This window comes from Vreelandella sp. ssv (assembly GCF_059448525.1).
Window position 1 is genome coordinate 2303186 of the sequence record NZ_CM182545.1, and the last position, 20763, is coordinate 2323948.

21 protein-coding genes are annotated in these 20763 nt (G+C 49.6%); 7 read left to right on the plus strand and 14 right to left on the minus strand.

Annotated elements, in window-relative coordinates; translation table 11 throughout:
- Positions 1-27: 27 nt before the first annotated feature.
- Positions 28-711 (minus strand): NAD(P)H-binding protein, encoded by a 684-nt coding sequence (locus tag AC5TBW_RS10585; protein ID WP_495508542.1) that lies wholly within the window; start codon positions 709-711, stop codon positions 28-30.
- Positions 712-787: 76 nt separating this feature from the next.
- Here AC5TBW_RS10585 and rlmF point away from each other — a divergent pair, with 76 nt between their 5' ends.
- On the plus strand, positions 788-1732 hold the full coding sequence (gene rlmF, locus AC5TBW_RS10590; protein WP_495508543.1) for a 23S rRNA (adenine(1618)-N(6))-methyltransferase RlmF: 945 nt from the start codon (positions 788-790) through the stop codon (positions 1730-1732).
- 49 nt (positions 1733-1781) lie between these two features.
- On the opposite strand, the gene AC5TBW_RS10595 is transcribed toward rlmF, so the two are convergent.
- From AC5TBW_RS10595 to AC5TBW_RS10650, 12 genes are all read right to left on the minus strand, one after another.
- On the minus strand, positions 1782-3464 hold the full coding sequence (locus AC5TBW_RS10595; protein ID WP_495508544.1) for an endo-1,4-beta-xylanase: 1683 nt from the start codon (positions 3462-3464) through the stop codon (positions 1782-1784).
- A gap of 616 nt (positions 3465-4080) precedes the next feature.
- A complete protein-coding gene (locus AC5TBW_RS10600) occupies positions 4081-4929 on the minus strand; it encodes a sulfurtransferase (RefSeq protein ID WP_495508545.1) in 849 nt (282 codons plus the stop codon).
- 308 nt (positions 4930-5237) lie between these two features.
- The gene (locus AC5TBW_RS10605) at positions 5238-5666 is read right to left on the minus strand and encodes a hypothetical protein (protein ID WP_495508546.1); all 429 of its coding nucleotides are present in this window, start codon (positions 5664-5666) and stop codon (positions 5238-5240) included.
- 37 nt (positions 5667-5703) lie between these two features.
- Positions 5704-6237 (minus strand): hypothetical protein, encoded by a 534-nt coding sequence (locus tag AC5TBW_RS10610; RefSeq protein WP_495508547.1) that lies wholly within the window; start codon positions 6235-6237, stop codon positions 5704-5706.
- An 88-nt stretch (positions 6238-6325) separates the two neighbouring features.
- The gene (locus AC5TBW_RS10615; RefSeq protein ID WP_495508548.1) at positions 6326-7189 is read right to left on the minus strand and encodes a toll/interleukin-1 receptor domain-containing protein; all 864 of its coding nucleotides are present in this window, start codon (positions 7187-7189) and stop codon (positions 6326-6328) included.
- Between the two features lie 104 nt (positions 7190-7293).
- A complete protein-coding gene (locus tag AC5TBW_RS10620; RefSeq protein WP_495508549.1) occupies positions 7294-7830 on the minus strand; it encodes a ParB/Srx family N-terminal domain-containing protein in 537 nt (178 codons plus the stop codon).
- Positions 7831-7940: 110 nt separating this feature from the next.
- Positions 7941-8330, minus strand: coding sequence for a hypothetical protein (locus AC5TBW_RS10625; RefSeq protein ID WP_495508550.1), 390 nt, complete (start codon positions 8328-8330; stop codon positions 7941-7943).
- A gap of 214 nt (positions 8331-8544) precedes the next feature.
- Complete coding sequence (locus tag AC5TBW_RS10630; protein WP_495508551.1) at positions 8545-8997, minus strand: hypothetical protein; 453 nt, start codon at positions 8995-8997, stop codon at positions 8545-8547.
- A gap of 22 nt (positions 8998-9019) precedes the next feature.
- The gene (locus tag AC5TBW_RS10635; protein WP_495508552.1) at positions 9020-10150 is read right to left on the minus strand and encodes a hypothetical protein; all 1131 of its coding nucleotides are present in this window, start codon (positions 10148-10150) and stop codon (positions 9020-9022) included.
- A 213-nt stretch (positions 10151-10363) separates the two neighbouring features.
- Positions 10364-11320 carry a hypothetical protein gene (locus tag AC5TBW_RS10640; protein ID WP_495508553.1) on the minus strand — a complete coding sequence of 319 codons (957 nt, stop codon included), beginning with the start codon at positions 11318-11320 and terminating at the stop codon, positions 10364-10366.
- Between the two features lie 92 nt (positions 11321-11412).
- Complete coding sequence (locus AC5TBW_RS10645) at positions 11413-11727, minus strand: hypothetical protein (protein WP_495508554.1); 315 nt, start codon at positions 11725-11727, stop codon at positions 11413-11415.
- A gap of 96 nt (positions 11728-11823) precedes the next feature.
- Positions 11824-12357, minus strand: a complete 534-nt coding sequence (locus tag AC5TBW_RS10650; protein ID WP_144813448.1) for a hypothetical protein — start codon at positions 12355-12357, stop codon at positions 11824-11826.
- A gap of 351 nt (positions 12358-12708) precedes the next feature.
- Here AC5TBW_RS10650 and AC5TBW_RS10655 point away from each other — a divergent pair, with 351 nt between their 5' ends.
- Together AC5TBW_RS10655 and AC5TBW_RS10660 are read left to right on the plus strand one after the other, a co-directional pair.
- Positions 12709-13671: an integron integrase gene (locus tag AC5TBW_RS10655; protein WP_495508555.1), complete on the plus strand. Its 963-nt coding sequence runs from the start codon at positions 12709-12711 to the stop codon at positions 13669-13671.
- 366 nt (positions 13672-14037) lie between these two features.
- On the plus strand, positions 14038-15351 hold the full coding sequence (locus AC5TBW_RS10660; protein WP_495508556.1) for a hypothetical protein: 1314 nt from the start codon (positions 14038-14040) through the stop codon (positions 15349-15351).
- A gap of 27 nt (positions 15352-15378) precedes the next feature.
- Here the strand turns inward: AC5TBW_RS10660 and AC5TBW_RS10665 are convergent, their stop codons facing one another.
- A complete protein-coding gene (locus AC5TBW_RS10665) occupies positions 15379-15900 on the minus strand; it encodes a zinc ribbon-containing protein (protein ID WP_495508557.1) in 522 nt (173 codons plus the stop codon).
- A gap of 161 nt (positions 15901-16061) precedes the next feature.
- On the opposite strand from AC5TBW_RS10665, the gene leuS reads away from it, so the two are divergent.
- The 4 genes from leuS (at position 16062) to AC5TBW_RS10685 (ending at position 20727) form a co-directional block, all read left to right on the plus strand.
- Positions 16062-18647 (plus strand): leucine--tRNA ligase, encoded by a 2586-nt coding sequence (leuS, locus tag AC5TBW_RS10670; protein ID WP_495508558.1) that lies wholly within the window; start codon positions 16062-16064, stop codon positions 18645-18647.
- The gene (locus tag AC5TBW_RS10675) at positions 18644-19138 is read left to right on the plus strand and encodes an LPS-assembly lipoprotein LptE (protein ID WP_495508559.1); all 495 of its coding nucleotides are present in this window, start codon (positions 18644-18646) and stop codon (positions 19136-19138) included. The genes leuS and AC5TBW_RS10675 overlap by 4 nt, the downstream gene beginning before the upstream one ends.
- A complete protein-coding gene (gene holA, locus AC5TBW_RS10680; RefSeq protein ID WP_495508560.1) occupies positions 19135-20202 on the plus strand; it encodes a DNA polymerase III subunit delta in 1068 nt (355 codons plus the stop codon). The genes AC5TBW_RS10675 and holA overlap by 4 nt, the downstream gene beginning before the upstream one ends.
- A 120-nt stretch (positions 20203-20322) precedes the next feature.
- Positions 20323-20727: a PA2779 family protein gene (locus AC5TBW_RS10685; RefSeq protein WP_495508561.1), complete on the plus strand. Its 405-nt coding sequence runs from the start codon at positions 20323-20325 to the stop codon at positions 20725-20727.
- Positions 20728-20763 lie beyond the last annotated feature (36 nt).

Consider the following 20763-nt stretch of genomic DNA (forward strand, 5'->3'; position numbering starts at 1 on the left):
GTAACGCCAAAGACGACCGCAAGCAACTCAATTTTCATGCTTATGCATTGCCGCATTTGTTAGTACAACAGATGGGGGCATAGAGCCTGCATCAAAAGCTACCGCGATCATTGCGGCCGCGACGCACTTAGTCGAGATTGGGCGAATTGATTTAGGCAATAATGCCGCAGTAGGAGTAAGCAACACCCTTCCCAGCTTTTCGGCAAAGCGACCATCATTGGGTCGCCCTAACAACAACGAAGGCCGCGCAAAAAACACGCTTGGCAACCCTAGCGCCTGGATATCGCGCTCCACTTCTCCTTTAACGCGATTATAAAAAACCGCAGAACTGACATTAGCGCCGTGCGCGGTGACCACTCCTAACCTGCTAACGTCTGCTGCCTTACAGGCACGGGCAAACGCAAGCACCAAACCATGATCAATATGGCGAAATGCCTTCTCACTGCCAGCTTGCTTTTTGGTTGTACCCAGTGCGACAAAGGCAACAGCACCCGCGGGTATCAAAGCTGTTGCTTGGCGTTCCAACTGCTCAAAATCAACAACATGCGTGTGGATTTTTGCAATGATGGCGTTAGGAAAATCATGCTGCAGATTTAATTCACGGCGGGTGATGAGAATGAGTTGAGCCACATCCTTGCGTTGGCTTATCTGAGTGACTAATTGCGTACCTATAGCTCCCGTCGCGCCGAGCACAATGGCAGTGTTAGACATTATCTCTCCTTTATTAAGGTTATAATCACGGACCAAGCAAAACCCACGCGACTATTTAACTCAACGCCTCGGGCCTATGACTGTGAATACCCTCCATGGAAGTGAAAAAAGCCGAGCTAGGTCCGTTCGCAAAGGCCTGCACCCGAAGAATCTACACAACCAAGGCTATGACTTTCCAGCTCTTGTAAAAACCCACCCAGCACTAGCCGTCCATGTAAAACCGAATGCTCATGGCGAGCGTTCCATCGATTTCGCAGACCCATTGGCAGTCAAAACGCTCAACGCCGCGTTATTAAACCGATACTACAATATTGTCGATTGGGACATTCCAGAGGGTGCGCTTTGTCCACCCATCCCAGGCCGCGCCGACTATATCCATTACATGGCGGACTTAATGGGGCCTGGATGTGAACAGCCCAGCATCAAGCTGCTCGATATAGGGACGGGAGCCAATGGCATCTACCCGCTACTGGCCTGCCAAATTTACGGCTGGCAGTGTGTGGGTAGTGACATTAACGCTCAGTCGCTGGAGAACGTCGCTACGATTATCGCCAACAACCCCACACTCAAAGATCGCTTCACGCTGCGCACGCAGCACGATAAAAACCACATTTTTGAAGGGATCATTCAACCGGGGGAGTTCTTTGACGTCAGCGTATGCAACCCACCCTTCCATGCCTCGCTAGACGAAGCACTTAAAGGTAGCCAGCGTAAGCTCAATAACCTTGCGCGTAGTCGTGGTGAACAAAAAACAAAAACTAAATCACCCGTTCTGAATTTTGGCGGGCTGGGAGCAGAGCTTTGGTGTAAGGGGGGCGAACAGCTGTTTCTTAAAAAGCTAATAAGAGAAAGCCAAGTGTATTCAACTCAATGCCGCTGGTTTAGTAGCCTGGTTTCAAAAGCCGACAATATTAAGCCTGCCATGAAGCTAATTCGTAAGCTCGGTGTCGTTGATAGCCGGGAAATAGAGATGAAACAGGGAAATAAGGTGACAAGGGTACTGGCCTGGACATTCATCTGAGCCGTTTAGCCGCCTCTATCTGATGCTGATGTTCATAAGATCATTGCTTTCAGAGGGAGGTAAGAGAACTTGCCATCTCATCCAACTTATTGGAAAGCGCTCGGTAGGACAACTTGGGTTGATACTGGGCATCATAGATCAGCCCGTTACCATGGTTGTAATAGTCGTACCACTCATTGAGTGACGACCAACGATCGGTGAAGCCCCACATGGTGAACGAGTGCGCACCCTCTTCGATGCACGCTTCCAAGTACTGGGAATACAAATCGGCTACGGTCTGGGGGGTATCGGCATAGATCTGATACTGGTTAATGTCCAGCTCCGACAGCCGTACCTCGATACCCAGCGACTTGAAGCGGGCAATGGCCGACTTCAAGTGTGCCTTTGTCACGGACGGCGTATTGGGTCGCCAGCTCCTCTGGTACTCAGCATTCACGTCCTCGTGCATCTGCAAGCCGATGCCATGAATAGGCACGCCGGCGGTCTGCAACTCGACCACCAGGTTGAACAGGAAGTCCTGTTTGTCACCCGCCTCTTCACAACCCCACTCGTTAATGAACAGTAGTACGTCCGGATCCACTTCATGGGCTTTACGTAACGCCCGTTCAATGTAGCCACGTCCTAATGCCTGGTACCAGACGGAATCACGGAGCTGGTCTGTCCAGTCCAGAAAAGGCTCGTTGATCAAATCGAAAGAGACCATGCGGCCCTTATAGCGACCGAACAACCTCTCGATATGCTCGTCGAGGATCTCGCCTACTTCGGTAGCGGTGATGGTTCCATCGAGCCAGCCATCCCACAGCCACTGCGGGGTCGCTTCGTTCCACGCAACCGTGTGGCCATGCACCTCCATGCCGTTACGTTCGGCATAGTCGACCAGCTTATCCGACTCATAGAAGTCGTAGACCCCACGGGCAGGCTGGATGAACTGGAACTTCATGCAGTTCTCTGGGGTGATCTGGTTAAACTCATTGCCCAGAATCGTGCGGTACTGCTCATCGAACACCATCGGGTACGTGGACACCGCGGTACCGATGCGGAACTTACCGGCCTTGTCACGCAAGGTGCCCGCTGTCTTAGGCACGCTACGCACAGGCGTCTCTTCCACGGTATCGGTAGTGGTGATCTGGGTGACAAGGAACGTCGCACCCACATTCACTTCATCCAGGCTTAGATAAACCACCCCATCGGCAAACAGACACATATCCGACTGACGGGTAACTTCCACACCGTTGGTGAGGAACACAAGCTCGGTGCCCTCACGCTTGAAGGTGTAAACCACATTGGTGCCGACACTGGCAGCAGCATTTCCCGACTCGGTATTGTCAGGGTGATACATTGTCCAGTAACACCAGTCACCATTGACGATCTGGACCTTGAAGGTGCTCTGCGCGTAGTACCACTCGTCCTGCACCATCGGGATAACCCCGTGAAACAGGAAGTAGGTGGAGTTGGCGGCAGTCAGCGTAGCGGTGATATTGATCTCAAAGTCACCGGAGACCCGAAAGCGCATTGCCAGGTTGAGCGACGGATTATGTACCGCTGCGTCTTTGCTTTCAGGCAACGGCGACAGCTTACGGTCGAGGCCTTCAAACAGCACGCCATTGGATTGCACGGTGGCCCCGGGAAAACCTTCCCACAAACGTAATGCAGTATTGGTCAAAGGAATGCCTCCAAAGAAATGTACCAGTGCTTTTTCCCACGCATCGGGCTGTTGGGTTTTTAGGAACAATTACCCGACCTGCATGACGTTATTCTGCATTGATAAGATCCATTACAGTGTCTCAGTGACTATTAAAGCGGAAGCCAGACATCACAAATACTTATAAAAAAATAGGCCGGTATTCGCTGCCGTAGCTCGGGTTCAGTTTAGTCGCTTGAGAACGTCGCCACGTTTATTACTAACAACTACACACTCACCGATCGCTTCACGCTAAGCACGCAGTACGATAATAACCACATGTTTGAAGGGATCATTTCGGCGGGGGATTACCAAATCGCCTACTCTAAATTTTGGCAGGTTGTGGGGAGAAACGATAAGTCTAGCGTGTGCTTGATTAGGTAGTGCGCTGCGTATTCAAAGGTGCTGGGCAGGAGCTGATATTGGTAGCTGATCACCACCATGGTGTTTTGATCTTAGTTATAGGGTTTGAAGTTCGGCATACTGGCTACTCCTCGTCTGTTTCCTCGATCCTACCAAAACTTAGCAGTTATCGGAGTTTTACTACAGACTCAACGCAGGCAGCACCTGCGGCTGCGGAATGGAGGAGAAGCCGCAATGGAGTAGACGTCGCCGTGCCTGTGATTGTTAGGAACTGCCAATTCATCTCGTATCGAGATGATATCCGCTACGCCACCGGCAACGACTCACTGCCGCCCCAGTCGGCCCACGAACCGTCGTACAGTGATAACTGAGTATACCCGGCCAGCTCGGCCGCCAGTAAGATGATGCAGGCGGTGATGCCGGAGCCACACGAAAACACCAGTTGGTGTCCGTTGCTGGACTGAAGGGAGGGAGCGAGGTGGGCAAACGTTGACGCCAGCTGGCTGGCTGGCTTGAACCGATAGCCCTCCAGCACCTCTGTAAACGGCAGGTTGAGTGAATTGGGGATGTGGCCACCGCGCACACCAGGCCTGGGTTCTGGCGCTTGCGCCAGGAAACGTGCCTGTGATCGAGCATCGATGACCGTTACTTGCTCGTCCTCCAGGTGCTGGAAAACGTAGGAAGAATCTCGAACCAGGGTCTCGTCGAGCTTGCCAACCACGCTGCCATGCTTGGCCGCATCTGACACCGAAGCAGAAACGGTGTCCCGACCTTCGGCCAACCACTGCGGCAGGCCGCCATCCAGAACAAACACCTGTTTGAGGCCCATCGCCCGCAGAATCCACCAGGCGCGTGGTGACGAGTAGATACCCTGATCGTCGTACACCACCACCAGGCTCTCGGGCTCGATGCCCAATCTGCGGACCTCCGCCGTGAACTGCTCTTCCGTAGGGAAGGCGTGGGCTTGGGAAGCTCCGGTATCGCAAAGAGTTCCTTCCAGGTCTATTCGGAAACTTCCCGGGATCAACATCGGGCGGTCATAAATGATCGGCTCCTTGCCAACGACATTGGCCATGCTAGCGTCGATCAGTACCAAATGTTCGTTATCCAGATTCTCCTGCAGCCAGTCGGTGGTCACGAGGGGGGAAGGCATGGCGTTCTCCGGTCTAGGTCAATATGTAACAGTACACGATCGCGGACGCGCGACCAGCAAGTTGACGCGGCCCACGTCATCCGCAGCATGCTGATCGACGAACTACACTAATAGCCGACGCAGGCGAGGATTTTAGCAACCGCGCCAAACCTCGCAATCAGGCCTGATATCACTTCGGGACTACTTACCTCGCAGCCGCAATCCTCCTCATCTGAGGATATTGCAGCCCCCTAACGCAGCAATAACCGGTGTGAGGTACGAGCGTACAGCGACCGAAGGGAGCGAATTTGATTGCTTGGTTAGCCATTTTACACCCACGGACTTTCATAAATTGTCCTTCTCAGCGCCCTCGCGGCAAACAGAGCCATTTCTTCCAGCTCTTTTTCCGCATGTTCGGGATTTTCAAGCAACTCCTGATCGTCCCACGGGTCATTCACGTGCACCCACTTATTTCGGTACTTCCGTAGCCTATGCAAATCAGACCGAAGATCATTTGCTATGGGAGAATTATCGATTAGCTCAAAGAGGCTGCTGCGCTTCTTCCCGGCATACTCGGACCTCAGATAGGTTTCGATACCTGAAACTGCTGTCAATATTGATGCGAGGTTCGCCCCATGCACAAATGCCAGATCCGATTCTCGCACGATGAAGGAGCACCATTCCGATAAGATGACACCGCCCTTCAAAAGCTCGTCATCAAGGGACACTATGTGGTTCCAACGCTCTTCTTGGTTCATATGGCTAACGCCTTTCCGCGTGCAGCAACTTGTTAGCCTACTTTGGCAGGCAAAATACTCTCACATCAAACCACTGCAATCTCCGCGAGACCTCCACTCCGGGGAACTTTGCAGCCTCCAAGACTTCACTGAGACGGTCAGGGCCTTGTATTTTAGGAATAACGATAATCATATATTTCTCATAGGCGCTGTTGGCCGAAAACAATCTACAGAAATCCTTGAAAATACTTCCTTCGGCTTCACTATGGCTCGCCATGTCTTCGAATGAAAAAGACTTTTTCGATGCCACATCCTCTGTAAGAGAAAATCCGTTCAGCATTTTGCTGTAATACCCTCGCCCGCAGACTTTCAACTCCGCGATCATTTTGGGGGATTCACCGACAAAATCAATTGAGCCACCGGCAATTATATCTCTAACGTTCAAGTTGAGTTGCTGAACGTCAGTTGACATTAGATACAACTCACCCTGAAGCCAAAGCTCACGCACTTGATTCAACTCAAGGATGTATCCGAGCCTTTCATCAAGCTCCGAAATTCTTTCAACAAACCATTTCCCCCACTCTGTGGGCATTGGCATCACTCTTTGGAAAGGAGGCTAACGCCGCGCTCTGCGGTAAATTTGGAGCGTAGCGTAAAATTTATCCGACAACAGCGCCTTGTTATGCTCCATTCGAGCTTCTCAAGACCTGATTCATATGAGTATACGTATCTGTTATTAGGCTCGTTGTGTGAACGAGTATATCTCTTCCTGTGTCCTCACCCAGCCGCCTAACTCCAATACGCAAATCGTAAAATTCATCTGCATTACCATTCGCTACTATAAATCGCTTCACTTGCTCTCTTTGATTAGCAAGTAGAGGCTTCTCATCAGGTATGCTTTTGAAGTGTTTATAGATAGCAGTCATCACATTCAATTTTGCAAAATCATCACCTTGTTCTTCTGCAATTTCATGATAGATCGCAGATGCACTTGGAGATGCTAAAACCTCAATGTTTGTTAGAACTGTATATGGTTGTGCATTGGGTAACTGAACGTAGTTCAAAATCACCGCAAGTTGTCCACTAATATCTCCAGTATCAATAGACCAATCAGTATAATATTCAGGCTCTTTAATCCTTGCCAGGCACGGGTTTGTAACTTTAGCTATGCCCTCAACTACTGTTTTCAAACCATCATCGAAATTGGTGCGAAAATCCGCATAGAGTTTGCCTCGAGCAAACAATGGTATATCACAGTCTTCTAATACAACTGGCATAACGACAACCCGCTTCTCCTCCAGTTCTCTTAGAAATCCTGAAGAAAGCTCTTTTTTGCACCACTCGGAAGCGATAGATGCTTTTGACAAAATGACAAGCAGAGCGCTTGCACCATCCACAGCTTCTTGTACTTTATCAAAAATCGAATCACCAATACTCAGTTCCCAGCGATCCAGCCATACATTTATATTTCTATGAACTAACTGCATCGAAAGCTTATCGACGAAGTCTTTATTTTCATGTGAGTAACTAATAAAAATTGGCATTAATAATAACTCTTATTGGCTTGCTCGATATGCTCATAACACCTCAATAACCGGCGCAGCTTTGCTGCGTCCGGCGCCTGAAAGGCGCGAATTTGATTGACTTGTTAAGCATTTTGCCACTCGATATTTAGAATCGAATCTATTTCTTTATTGTACTGGGGGTCTATATGTATAGGTACATTCACGATGCCTAGTTCTTTTGCTATTGCATATCGGTGATGGCCGCCATTAAAGATGACTTCTCCAGATTCGAGCGGTTTCACTAATGGAGGTGAAATCTTTCTATTTTCTGAGAGATAAACAATTAATCGAGCTAGCTTATCGGATGACCCTACATCCCAAAGTTCACCCTCATCACGGCGACTGTATTGGCATAGTTTAGAATCAAAATCTTGTAGATTGACATAGCCTAGAAGAAAGCCTTTTGGGTAATATTCTAAAAACTCCTCGGCTTTTGTACCGTCCAATGAAAAGCGCTGGCCTTCAAAGGATAAATCCCAATTGAATTTTATAGGCGGCCAGTCAGAAGAGGGAGACCCTTCATATTTTTTAGACTCCTCTGAAATTCTCATTCGGAGTTCTTTTTCTGCCCGGTATTCATGAATATTTTCACCATTCAAGTGAGCTAGAACTTCATCCATAGACATTGGTTCGTTTGAGTCTTCTATATTCATGTGATGCTTAACGCAGCCAGCAGCGGCCGAAAAGCCGCGCAGCGGGTTTGAAAAGGGAGCGATGCTGACTGGCCTTGTTAAAGGTCACCTTTCGCAGACTCATACATTTCATTTTTAAACTTTTCCAAGACCTCGTCAGTTAAACCGTACTTAATTGCAGCAGATTTAGAAATCGGATTCAAAATGTCTTCAACTGAATTAAATAACTTAATAGCATCTTCAAGTTCATTTATCATCTTGTTTCTGCCAGCTTCGTTTATAAAATCCAAAGCACGATCAACAAAATAGGCATGAGCTAACCAGTTTCTTTTTTGCAACGCTAGTGAGAGTGTATTTTCAATATCGCTATCGAGTACACCAGTTTCTTTTATTGCACCCAGTAGGCGGCCCATAGTTTTCTTCGACAATGCGCCATCAAATCGATCAAAATCTGCTTCCCATTTCTGACGACTTTCAAACTTAGGCACGTTCTCCTTAAAAAAATCATAGAAAATAAGTAACTGAATTATTGATTGCTCAACACATTGTGCTCGATACATTGCGAGGCCAAAGTATGCGTAGACTTCTTTGCAGTGTTCAGACGTATCCATCGTGACCTTTAACGCTCGCAGCACGCGTGGCTTTGCAGTGAAGGCGAAGCCGCAACGAAAAGGCCATCGCTGTGCCTGCGATTGTTAAGGTTCATCTTAATCCCCAACTTGAGTTTCTAACGATGTACCCTGAAAGGTTTTGGTTTAATTTCAGCGGAATCTCTTCTAGCTGGTTGAACGAATCTGCTTGATCGACTTTTCTAATGAATTCAGGATTTATCACACTCTCCTCGCCATTAGTACTTTTCAGTGCGATTCGACGCGAATCAAAGCCAGCTAGTTCTATTGTGAAATTATAGGTGTAAGTAGAGTAACCATCATAAATTTCAGCGATGCCGCCAGCGAAGTCAGACAGTCGCTGTGGCGCAGTGTCAAGGGTTACGCAAAGACGGAGATTAACTTCTCCATCTGAGCCAATAGTTTCTTCTTTTGAGATGTATAAAGTGTATTTTGCAAGGTTACCTCGAATCTTGTTTGTGAAACCTAACACCTCGGGAAAGCTGCCGAAACGGAGCGCAGCAGAGTACCGGTCAGCTTCACCCACTGGTTAAGCGAGTTGCTACAAATCACACTGGGGTTCCTTTTTCACCTAGCACCCTTAAATAGTAATAGACGAAAAGGCATTTAGTGAAGTGATTCATCCTATGTAGCTCCCTGAAAGCCATGAGTATTCTCTGGCTAAAATCCAAGAAGTACATTGATTCTGATTTATGCTGCTTCATACCTTCACGCTTTGGATAATAAGTTATTTCTTGAGACACCTCATCATATTCCGCCTTGTAATGCGCCACGGAATTTCGGAGTTGATTGTCCATTACTTTTGCATCCAACGCATACCATGGTTTATCAATAAAATCTAATTTTTTACCCAATGGGAAGTCAGCAAACTTATCCAAATCCTTTGGGGCTCCGGGTACATTCTCGAATTCGTCGTGGCTATCGCGCTTAAGGAGGTTATTGAATCCCGCAACCAGAACTAGTGCTCTAGAAATTATCTCGGCAATATCTTTATACAGATCTTTTGCATCCACAAACTCGTGCGCAGACACACGATATGGAACTTGGTTGCCTTGATATTCTTTGTCAAAATCTAAAAACAATGCAGGCCTAAGCATTAGCTCAATATCAATTATTCTTGGATAAATCTCTAAGCAGTCCTCTTGAATATTTTTCAGGAACCCAGTGTTTACTATTTCCTTGATAAACCTATCGAGCTTATCCTTCTTTGCCTTCTCCAACTCCATGAGCTTTTCGGTATAAAGAGTTGTCGCATCTACGTTCTTTTCTGGTTCAGAAAACGGGAAAAACGATTTTTCAATCACATAATACAAGGCCCTGTTTTGGTCAAGCTGGGACTTGCAGGCCATGGAAGAGCCTAAAAATGAAAGTGCCTTTTTCCTAAAAAGGTTAGCCTTTCCTTTCTTGTATAGGTTGAAAATAGACTTTATTTCTTTTTCTCTTTCATATACTTCGTTTAAATAATTCACACGCAAAGAGTGCATCTGCATTTCTTTATGACCGATACGCATCCTAGCCGCCATGTATGGAGTCATTCCCATCACGTAATCACCAAAACTGACCGGAAAATCCAAATGCAAATCGACGAAATTAACACCTTTCTCGAAGTGTTCACTCTTGACCTGTTCAGCTCCGGAAACCTTGATATCTATTCCCACATTCTCAAAATCCGGAATCATTGTTATATCAATGGGAGAACCGCAAGACGCGCAACGAAAACGGAGTGGTTGGTATGCTCGATTGGACATGCCTAAACGGCAGTTTGACTTCTCGTCACAAGTCTCGCAACAAACACTTATGTTGAAATTCACGAATTACCTCTTTGCGCTTAACGCCAGCGTAACGGATCGGTTTAGAGCGCTAGCGGAAAACCAATCCCGTTGACACAATTGTTAGATTTTCTCAATAAAGACATGGTCGAGATTATCTACTCCTAAAAGCACTGAGTCCTTGTCCAATACAAGCTTAGCCATACCGTAGCTATGCCATTTTACAGCGAGTTCTTTCTCTCGAGCTTTAACCAACCGCTCAACAATGGTCTTGTGGTAAGCTGGGCTGGCTTCTAGATCGCCAGGAATTCTTACTGCTACATAAAAATTTAGCTCATGTCGATGATCATTTTCGCTATACTCAGTGTGCTGATCAGAAAGGATATAGATAAAATTTCCTTTAATTTTTACAACACCGCTTCCATTCCATATCTTTTTGTATTTGCTGAAATATTTTGTGCCTTGGAAAGCAACTTGATAGTTTGTTTTGTAGCCGTCAAGCTCAATAGGTGCTTTAGACAAAGACTCCTTTAGCAGCGTTCTCCTGTCTCCATCAGCCAAACCTTCTTCTTTAGCGTATTTATAAACAAGCGATATAATCGCTTTCTTTGAAGATGCAAAAGATCTAATTATCGAGGACGTGTATTTTGCACTTCCAAGCTCTCTTCCTGCTTTATCTCTTCTTTCTTTCACTTTTTCAGGGTCATTGTTTTCAACGAGTCGACTGAAATCGTCTATAAATTTGTTTTGTGAGGGCTTACTTCGCGAGACTAGCTTTTCCGGAAATGAAAACTCGTCTTTACCGATCTTTATTTTATTGCTGACCTTTGATTCTTTTACTGTTTTTCCATCAATCACCGGATATCCATCGCAGCCATTTATATGCGGTTTCTTTGGGAAGCAAGAAAAGTGAGGAGATATTCCTTGAGGCCCATCAATATAAATAGCTTTTGCGACGAGCCCAATAAAACAGAAGGGACACACGAAACTTTGGTACTCGACGCCATGCATCATGTAGTCATCATGAAATTCGGAGGCGGTTTTCCGTTCACCGCTATCACTTAATGCTAAATCCGACATTCATTCTCCTGAAATCTAACGCCAGCCAGCATGCGCGGCTACGGAATGGAGGCGAAGCCGCAGTGTAGTAGGCGTCGCCGTGACTGGCATTGTTAACCCATAAGTACCTCGGCGGGCTCTATGTTCTGAGATAGTATCGCTAAGACTTGGTTAAGGTATGAGTGTATTTCCACATAGTTAGCATCGGCGTGGTTCGGGCCCATTGCCGGATTGGTTTTCCCTACCTCTTCTGGCCATAGCTTTCTCGGAACTTCCGGAAGGGTTTCCTTAGCAAGATTTAGAAGCCGGTTATAATCATCTGCAAAGTGTGCATTCGGTTTCTTCTCCCTCTCTTTTGCCGAAAGCTTTTCTAATGCACGCACAGAAGCTGCAACTTGCGGCTCCAAAACTTCAGCACTTATCTCCATTGCTTTTCTCCTTTTATGGTTAACGCTTTTGTTTAGCGGCGGCCCGACAGGGGCGTCCGGTGCAGGCCGAAGGCCGGAACAAACTACAACAATTTGTTAGAGCTCTTTGCACAGTTTTCTAACTTCATACTCTGATACATTGAACACCAACGAGATTTCAAAATCTGTCATCCCTTCTTGCTTGAGCTGAAGGATTAGCCTTCTTTTCGTTTCTATCGAGCTCTTCTTATCGTAGTAATCCTGCATGACATCACCGCCGTTAGCGATGATTTCGGTGTAGTGCTGAGACGGGGTTTGGAAATATGCTGGCGTAGCTATGTTGTATGGCCTTACCCCGAAATAGCCAACCAAAGAAGCTACTAGCCTCAACAGGCACAACGTAAACACTGTTTCGTTAAAAGGACGCTCACTCAAAGAGCCAAGCGCCCTTTCGCTCCAATAGCACAATTGCTCCTTGTGCTTTGTGCTCGTTTCGATTTCCGAGACTCTATGGATCACCTTTTTGATTGCTTTTCGATACCAATCTTTCCGTGATTTTTCGGAATGAACCTGCCCTGCAATATGGAATGCCTTATCCCCTATGAAGGATCGGATAGTGGTTTCAAAGAGCATTTCATAACCTGGATCCACAACTTGCCTCTTTTTCTCTCTAACAGTTTATTAGTGCGCATGCGCGCTTTTCTGGAAGGCCCAACCCTGCCAAAAACTACCAACCAATTGATAGCATTGATAAATCACCAATCCCCATACAAAAGCTCGCTAGAAAAATGCGCATGCGGGTAATCTTTCTAAGTCATCTTTACTAATTGCACATAAACATACAATTGAATTTATCAACTAATTGTTATTTAAAAGCTTTATTAATACACAGCTGCAAATTTGAGCACTTACCCCGCCAGCGATATGGAAAAACGCGCATTGCAGATTAAGAATACCTTATTATACTGACTTTATATACAGTAATTGAGAAAGTTTGCCCAAATGGCCAGTAGCCCTTTCCTAAATGAGGTTCGCACGTCTATTCGCGTCCGTGGGATGAGCATTCGGACTGAGAAAACATACATTTACTGGATTCGCTTTTTTATTCGATACAACCATTGCCGTCATCCAACTGAAATGGGGGCAGCCGAAGTTGTGGGCTTCCTCGGTCACCTGGCCACTGAACGCAATGTCGCTGTCAACACCCAACGTATAGCGTTGAACGCGCTGGCATATTTGTATAACCAATTCCTGAAACAGCCATTGGGTGATCTTGAATTCAAGCATGCCTCCAAGCCACAACGGTTGCCTGAAGTGATCATGGCGGCTGAAGTCGCTAGTATCCTCAAGGAGATGAGCGGTAGAGATAAACTAATTTTTTCGCTTCTGTACGGCTCTGGCCTTCGAATTACTGAGTGTCTGCGCTTAAGGGTAAAAGACATTGATTACTCCCGTGGATCAATAACGGTGAGAGATGGTAAAGGTGCAAAAGACAGAGTGACCATCTTTAGCCCGTCCCTTTATGAAAGCACGCGCGATATCATCAGCAATGCGTTAGCACTACAAGAACGAGACAACCAGGACAGTATTGGTCCTTCTATTCCAGGTGTTTTGGCAAAAAAATACCCTTCTGCTTACCGGCAGCATGCATGGATGTATTTATTTCCATCTAGCAGCATTTCTCGCCATCCCGTTACTGGCGTAATGTGTCGCCACCATTTGCATGATTCTGTACCCAGGAAGGCGTTAAAAAAAGCCGTGGCGGCTGCAAAATTGACTAATAAGCGGATCTCTTGCCATACATTTCGTCATAGCTTTGCTACCGAGCTACTTAGAAACGGCAGGGATATTCGAACGGTTCAAGAGTTACTTGGGCATTCTGATGTATCTAGCACACAGATTTATACCCATGTGCTTGGACAACATTTTGCGGGCTTAACAAGCCCTCTGGATGCTATAACTTAGTTACTAAGCATTTACTCTAACCACGCTACCGCCATGGCACACTTGGGTTACGTTAAAACGCTCCAGTTGCGACCGTGTGTGACTTATTAACCATACCTTATTGATAAATTTGGCTTAGGTCACGTGCCAATGCAATAAAGAGTTGCTTTTTGGGGCCGACAGTTGGTTGCATTGGCCTAGTACCGCTGCGCGGTACTTTCGCGGGTGCCTCGCTTCGCTCGTTACCACGCGCTACGGAATGTGGCTATGCAGGGGATAGTGCCAATTTTCGTCGCACATTCATGATCCTCTTGCTTCATAAGTCGTTGCCACTGGCCTTCCTCCGCAAATCCGATTAGCCTGCTAATTCACTATTAAGGGTTTGGCATGCAAGAGACGACTCCTCGGCAGCGCTTGGCGGGCGTGCTGATTCTGTTTGGTTTGATCGCGCAAATTATTGGTTTTACCGGCTGGTTGAGCACTGCGCATGCGGTGAGCTATTTGCTGTGGGCGGCAGTTGTGTTGCTGTGGCGGGATATTCCCAAGCGTTCGCGGATTCAGGCGGGCGTATTGATTGCGCTGGGTGCGGGCATGCTGCTGGTGGCGCGGTTTGTGTATGGGGCTGAGGTAGATTGGCCCGCAATGTTGCAGGGCAATGCTTTTGTGGCGGCGATGCTGGTGGGCGTTAGCTTTATTTCGCTGATTGGTAAGCAAGGCACTAAGGGCGCGTCGGGTAAGCGGGTTACCGGCGCCAGCGGCGTGATGAGTACCTGGCTGGGGGTTCACTTTCTGGGCACGATTTTGAATCTCTCTACCGTGTTTATGGTGGGTGATAAACTGGCCCGGCGGGGGCCGCTGACGACGCCGCAACTGTTAGCGCTCAACCGCGGGCTTTCCAGCGCGGCACTGTGGTCACCGTTTTTTGCTTCCATGGGTGTGGTGATCGCACTGGTGCCGGAGGTTGAGTATGCACAAATCGCCGTGGTGGGTTTTCCCATGGCGATGCTGTCGGGGCTGTTAACCACGCTGGAATTACGTCGTCGGTTTGATCTTTCCGAGGTAGATGGCTTTTCACTAGCCCCGCGCAGCCTACTTATGCCGGTGGGTATGGCCTTGCTGGTAATGTTGTTTCACTTTTGGCTCACCCCTACCCTCACCATTGTCAGCATTATCACTTTTCTACTGCCTAGCGTTGCCGTGCTGAGTAACTTGCACCATGGGCCCCGCTTTACCCTACGGCGAATCCGTCAACACACCACGACGCGCTTACCCGCCATGCGTGGGGAGATTTCACTGTTTTTAGCCGCAGGACTTTTGACGATTGGCCTTTCGACGCTGGTCACGGCTGCCGCAGGCAGCGACTGGACACTATTCACTCGCTTTGGCACCCCGCAGGCGATGATCAGCTTCGCGGCCATTACGTTGAGTGCGCTGGCGGGCCTGCACCCGATTATTGGCGTGTCGGTGCTGGCGTCGATCCTTAATTTGCAGGGTGGCGAACAGACCGTGTTTGCGTTTGTGGCGTTAACGTCGTGGGCGGTGGGCACCAGCGTGGGGCCACTTTCGGGGATCAACCTTTCATTGCAGGGGCGTTATGGAGTAAGCGGTTACCGGATGATGAAAAACAATCTGCTCTATGCAGCGATAATGAGCCTGCTTTCGCTGGGTGCGATCGCAGGCGTCAGTTATCTGGCAGGTTAAACCGCCTGGGCAGTGCTCTGGTTAAGCTCAGGTCTCGACAATCTTGTTGGGGAACCGGTAGAAGTAGCGATGGCCGCACTGATGGCAAGGTTCCAGGCGTGCAACGGTGGGTAGCATTACCTGTGCATCGCAATGGGTGCAGGCCATTAAACCGGGCGCGGCCATTTCGCCTTCGCAGTAGTCGGCGCGGGCGGCTTCCAGGTCTTCCTCAAAGCGTTCGCGCTCCACCACACTACGGTCGGCAATCGAAAGCAGCGATTCCGCTACGCGACGGGAAAGCCCGTCAATGTCGATACCTAGCCAACTGGCAACCTGTTTACCAGTATCCGCCATGAAGTAGCGCATATCTTTAAGGTCGCGCTCTACCCAGGCGCGCAGCAACGCTAGCTCGTCTTTGGTGTACTCTTCCAGCTCCGATTCAAACTCGACCGCTTCGTCCAGATCCTTCTGCAAATTCTCCCAGGTGAGCTCATTTGCACCCCCCTGCATCCGCTCCAACAATCGTTCGTAACCTTCGCGTAAGCGGTTGTCATTCTGTTGTTCACTCATGGTGCCTCTCCTTTTGTCGACGCATGCGGTTTCCTATCATCGGCTTACCGTTCAAGGATACACCTGCATAGGATACAATCGACCTTACTTATCTGACAGATCTCATCTCACATTCACTTTGCGCCCCTTTTGGGCGAATACGCCAAGGCATTAATAAACCGATGGACGCACACTACAGCCCTCGTGATATCGAACGCGACGCCCAACAGTATTGGGACAAACATCAGTGCTTCAAAGCCGTAGAGGACGCGAACCGCGAGAAGTACTACTGCCTCTCCATGTTCCCCTACCCCAGCGGTAAGCTGCATATGGGCCATGTGCGTAATTATACTATCGGCGACGTGGTGTCGCGTTACCAGCGTATGCAGGGCAAAAATGTCATGCAGCCCATGGGATGGGATGCCTTCGGTATGCCCGCGGAAAACGCCGCCATTCAGAACCAGGTACCGCCCGCCAAGTGGACCTATCAAAACATCGACTACATGCGCAATCAGTTGAAGGCGCTTGGTTTTGCCTACGACTGGAGCCGTGAGTTCGCCACCTGTGACACCAGCTACTACCGCTGGGAGCAGTGGTTCTTCACCAAGCTAGTCGAAAAAGGCCTGGTGTATAAGAAGATGTCGACGGTCAACTGGGACCCGGTGGATCAAACCGTTCTCGCCAATGAGCAGGTTATCGACGGCCGCGGCTGGCGCTCAGGTGCGCTGGTTGAACGCAAAGAGATCCCACTGTGGTTCTTGAAAATTACCGACTACGCCGATGAACTGCTGGCTGACCTGGATAAGGTTGAGTGGCCAGAGCAGGTCAAAACCATGCAGCGCAACTGGATTGGCAAATCCCGCGGCGTTGAGCTCACTTTTGATATCAAGGCAAAAGACGGCAACACCTGCGACCCGCTGGCAGTGTACACAACGCGCCCGGATACGCTGCTAGGCGTGACCTATGTCGCGGTTGCCGCTGGCCACCCGCTAGCCAAGCAGGCGGCTGAGCAGAACAGTGAGCTGGCAGCCTTCTGCGATGAGTGCGCCAAAGGCGGCACCTCAGAAGCGGAAATGGCCACCAAAGAGAAAAAAGGCATGCTCACTGGCCATAAGGCGGTTCATCCGCTGACGGGCGATGAAGTGCCGGTTTACGTGGCTAATTTCGTGCTGATGGAGTTTGGTACTGGCGCGGTGATGGCAGTTCCCGGCCATGACCAACGTGACTGGGAGTTTGCCACCAAGTACGGCATTGCGATCAAACCGGTCATTGCCGATGAAAGCGGCCAACCCGCCGACGTTTCTGAAGCGGCTTACGCTGAATACGGCACGGTGGTCAACTCCGGTGAATTCGATGGACTGGGCTTTGAACAGGCCTTTGATGCCATCGCTGCCAAATTGGCCGAGCTTGGCCGTGGTGAGGTGAAAACCAACTACCGCCTGCGCGACTGGGGCGTTGCCCGCCAGCGCTATTGGGGCGCGCCGATTCCGGTCAAATATGGCCCGGAAGGCCAAACTGTTCCGCTCACCGATGACGAACTGCCGGTCTCGCTGCCGATGGAAGTCACCGTCGACGCCTCTGGCTCGCCGTTGAAGAAGATGCCGGCGTTCTCTGACCTGGGCGATGGTTGGACGCGCGAAACCGACACCTTCGACACCTTTATGGAGTCGTCTTGGTATTACGCGCGCTTCTGCTGTGCCGATAACACTGAAGCCATGCTTGATGAGCGCGCCAACTATTGGCTGCCAGTCGATCTCTATATTGGTGGTATCGAGCACGCCATTCTCCACCTCCTGTATGCCCGTTTCTTCCACAAACTGATGCGTGACTTCGGCTTGGTTGATTCCGATGAGCCGTTCCAGCAGCTGCTGACCCAAGGCATGGTCATCGCCGAAACCTTCTACCGCCCTGCCGATAACGGCGGCAAGCAGTGGTTTAACCCGGCCGATGTGGAAGTGAAACGCGACGAAAAGGGCCGGCCGCTTAGCGCTATTTTGATGAGCGATGGCGATCCGGTCGAGATGGGCGGCATCGAGAAGATGTCCAAATCGAAAAACAACGGCGTTGACCCGCAGTCGATGATCGACAAGTTCGGTGCCGACACCGTGCGCCTGTTTATGATGTTTGCCGCACCGCCCGAGCAGTCGTTGGAGTGGTCGGATTCCGGCGTTGAGGGTGCCCACCGCTTCCTGAAGCGTCTATGGCGCCAGGTGAATGAGCACTTGGCAGCTGGCACGCCAGGAACGCTAGACATTGACGCGCTCAACGATGACCAAAAGGCTCTTCGGCGTAAAACCCACGAGACCATCAAAAAAGCCAGTGACGACATTGGCCGCCGCACTACCTTCAATACCGCAATCGCAGCAGTGATGGAACTTTCCAATGCAATCGGTAAGTTCGAGGACACTTCAGAACTGGGCTTAGCCGTTAGCCGTGAAGCGTTGGAAGCCGGCGTATTGCTGCTCTCGCCGATTACACCGCATATGTGCCATAGCTTGTGGGAAGCATTCGGCCATACAGGCCCGGCTATTGAAGCGACTTGGCCTACCTTGGATGAAACAGCGCTTACCCGCGATAGCATCGAGCTGGTGGTGCAAGTCAACGGTAAACTGCGCGCGCGCCTTGAAGTGCCCGCAAGCGCTGATAAGGTATCTATCGAAAAACTCGCCATGGAGCACGAAAACGTTCAGCGCTATCTTGAAGGTAACACCGTGCGTAAAGTGATCGTGGTGCCCGGCAAATTGGTCAACATCGTGGTGAGCGGATGAACCGACGCACATTTTTAACCGCCAGCATCGCCGCCTCAGCGGCGGTGCTACTCAGCGCCTGCGGTTTTCAGCTACGTGGCACTGATTCACTGCCGACGCTGCCCACGCTTTCCCTAGAGGGCGACACTAACAGTGCCGTGGCTCAACAGGTCGCTTTGCGCCTTCAACAGCTGGGTACTCAGGTAACGACAGATGCCCCATGGCGGGTCACTCTGGGTACGCCCGCGTTAATTGAGCGGCGATTGGGAGGCGATGGCCGTGGAAGTCGCGAACACGAGCTAACGCTAAGCACGACGCTTTCGGTTCAAGAGCGGGCCTCCAATGCCTATCACATCAATCACGCGACCGTATCGACGAGCACGCGTATTCGCGTTAGCGATGACGACCTACTCAACCGTGAAACGCTGATGACGGAGGCCAAGCAAACGCTTTCACGTCAGCTATCGCAGCGAATCATCGAACGGCTTGCTTACCTTGAGGGCATGCAGTGAAGGTATTTGCTGATCAGCTACCCGCTGCGTTGGCAAAAAAGCTTCCCCGCGTGGTCATCGTGGCGGGGGATGAGCCCTTACAGCATCGCGACGCCTGCGATGCTGTAAGGAGAGCAGCTCGCCAAGCAGGCGTTGAAGAGCGTGAAGTACTCGATGTAGAGCCCAACTTTGCTTGGGGCCGGTTGATGGAAATGTCCAGCAACCTCTCGTTGTTTGCGACCAGTAAGCTAATGGAACTGCGTTTGGGGAATCAAAAGCTAGGGCAAGAAGGCAGCAAAGCGCTAGCGCAGTATGCTGAAACTCTGGATAACAGTGATGACATCTTGCTTATCAGCATGGGCAAATTAGATGCCAAGCAGCAGAAAAGTGCCTGGTTCAAAACGCTGGATAAGCAAGGGTTATTCGTACCAGTCTGGCCCGTCGATGTTTCACGGTTAGGTTACTGGCTGCGAGATCGCGCGTCACTCCACGGCTTACAAATTGATCTTGATGCAGCTCGCCTGTTGGGTGAGCGAACCGAGGGCAACCTGCTGGCCGCCGACCAGGAACTGCAGAAACTTGCGTTGATTCACCCTCAGGGCACGCGCTTGAACGTCGAGAGCATTGCACAAGGCGTTGAAGACAGCACACGTTTCGATGTTTTTAATTTGGCCGATGCCTGCCTAAAAGGAGAACCTAGCCGCGCATCGCGTATCGTCACTGGCTTGCGTAGTGAAGGGGTCGAGGCGCCCATCGTACTTTGGGCACTTACCCGGGAGCTGCGCACCCTGCTCTCGCTGCATCAACATCTGGATCAAGGGCAAAGCTTTGAGCATGCCTGCAAAAGCCAAAAGCCAATGATTTTTGATAAACGACGCCCAGCCTACCAAAAAGCGATTGGGCGTCTGCCAATGAAGCGTCTGCATAAATTGCTGTTAATGGCACAAAGACTCGATTTAGCCGTTAAAGGGGCCGCAACGGTGCCTCTTTGGCCTGGCTTACATGACCTCGCCATGACCATGGCTGGAGGCCGGGGGTTACTTTCTGAAACTGCCTGGACCTATCGCATTAGTGCAAATAATTAGTACTTTGCACATTAGACTTAAAAATTGGACCATTTGTTTCTATACTCTTGATTCGTGACCAAATAGTTCAAGCTACACAAATGCTTGTCCCTCTCAGACCAGTCTATAAGGAAGAAGACGATGAAAACATTGCGTGCATACCTCTCCACCCTGCTGATTGCGGCACTTGTTATTACCAGCCTGCCCGTTGCAGCGGCTCCCGCTGCGCCTCAATCCATTGATTTAGTCTCTACCCAATCTGTTTTGTCAGCTGATCGTGCTGGCGCTGACCGTGAGCGCATTAACGAGATCCTGGCCCGCGCCGACGTGCAGGATCAACTGCTAAAACAGGGTGTTGATCTGGACGAAGTCGATGCCCGCGTTGCTGCCTTAAGCGATACTGAAGCAAAGCAAATGGCTGACCAGCTCGAGATGATGCCTGCCGGTGCCGGTGGTGGCGTAATCGGTGCACTCTTTGCCGTCTTCATTATTCTGCTGATTACCGATATTCTCGGCCTGACCGACGTTTATCCGTTTACGCGCTGATACCCAGCTGATGACCACTCATTTTTGGAATAATAC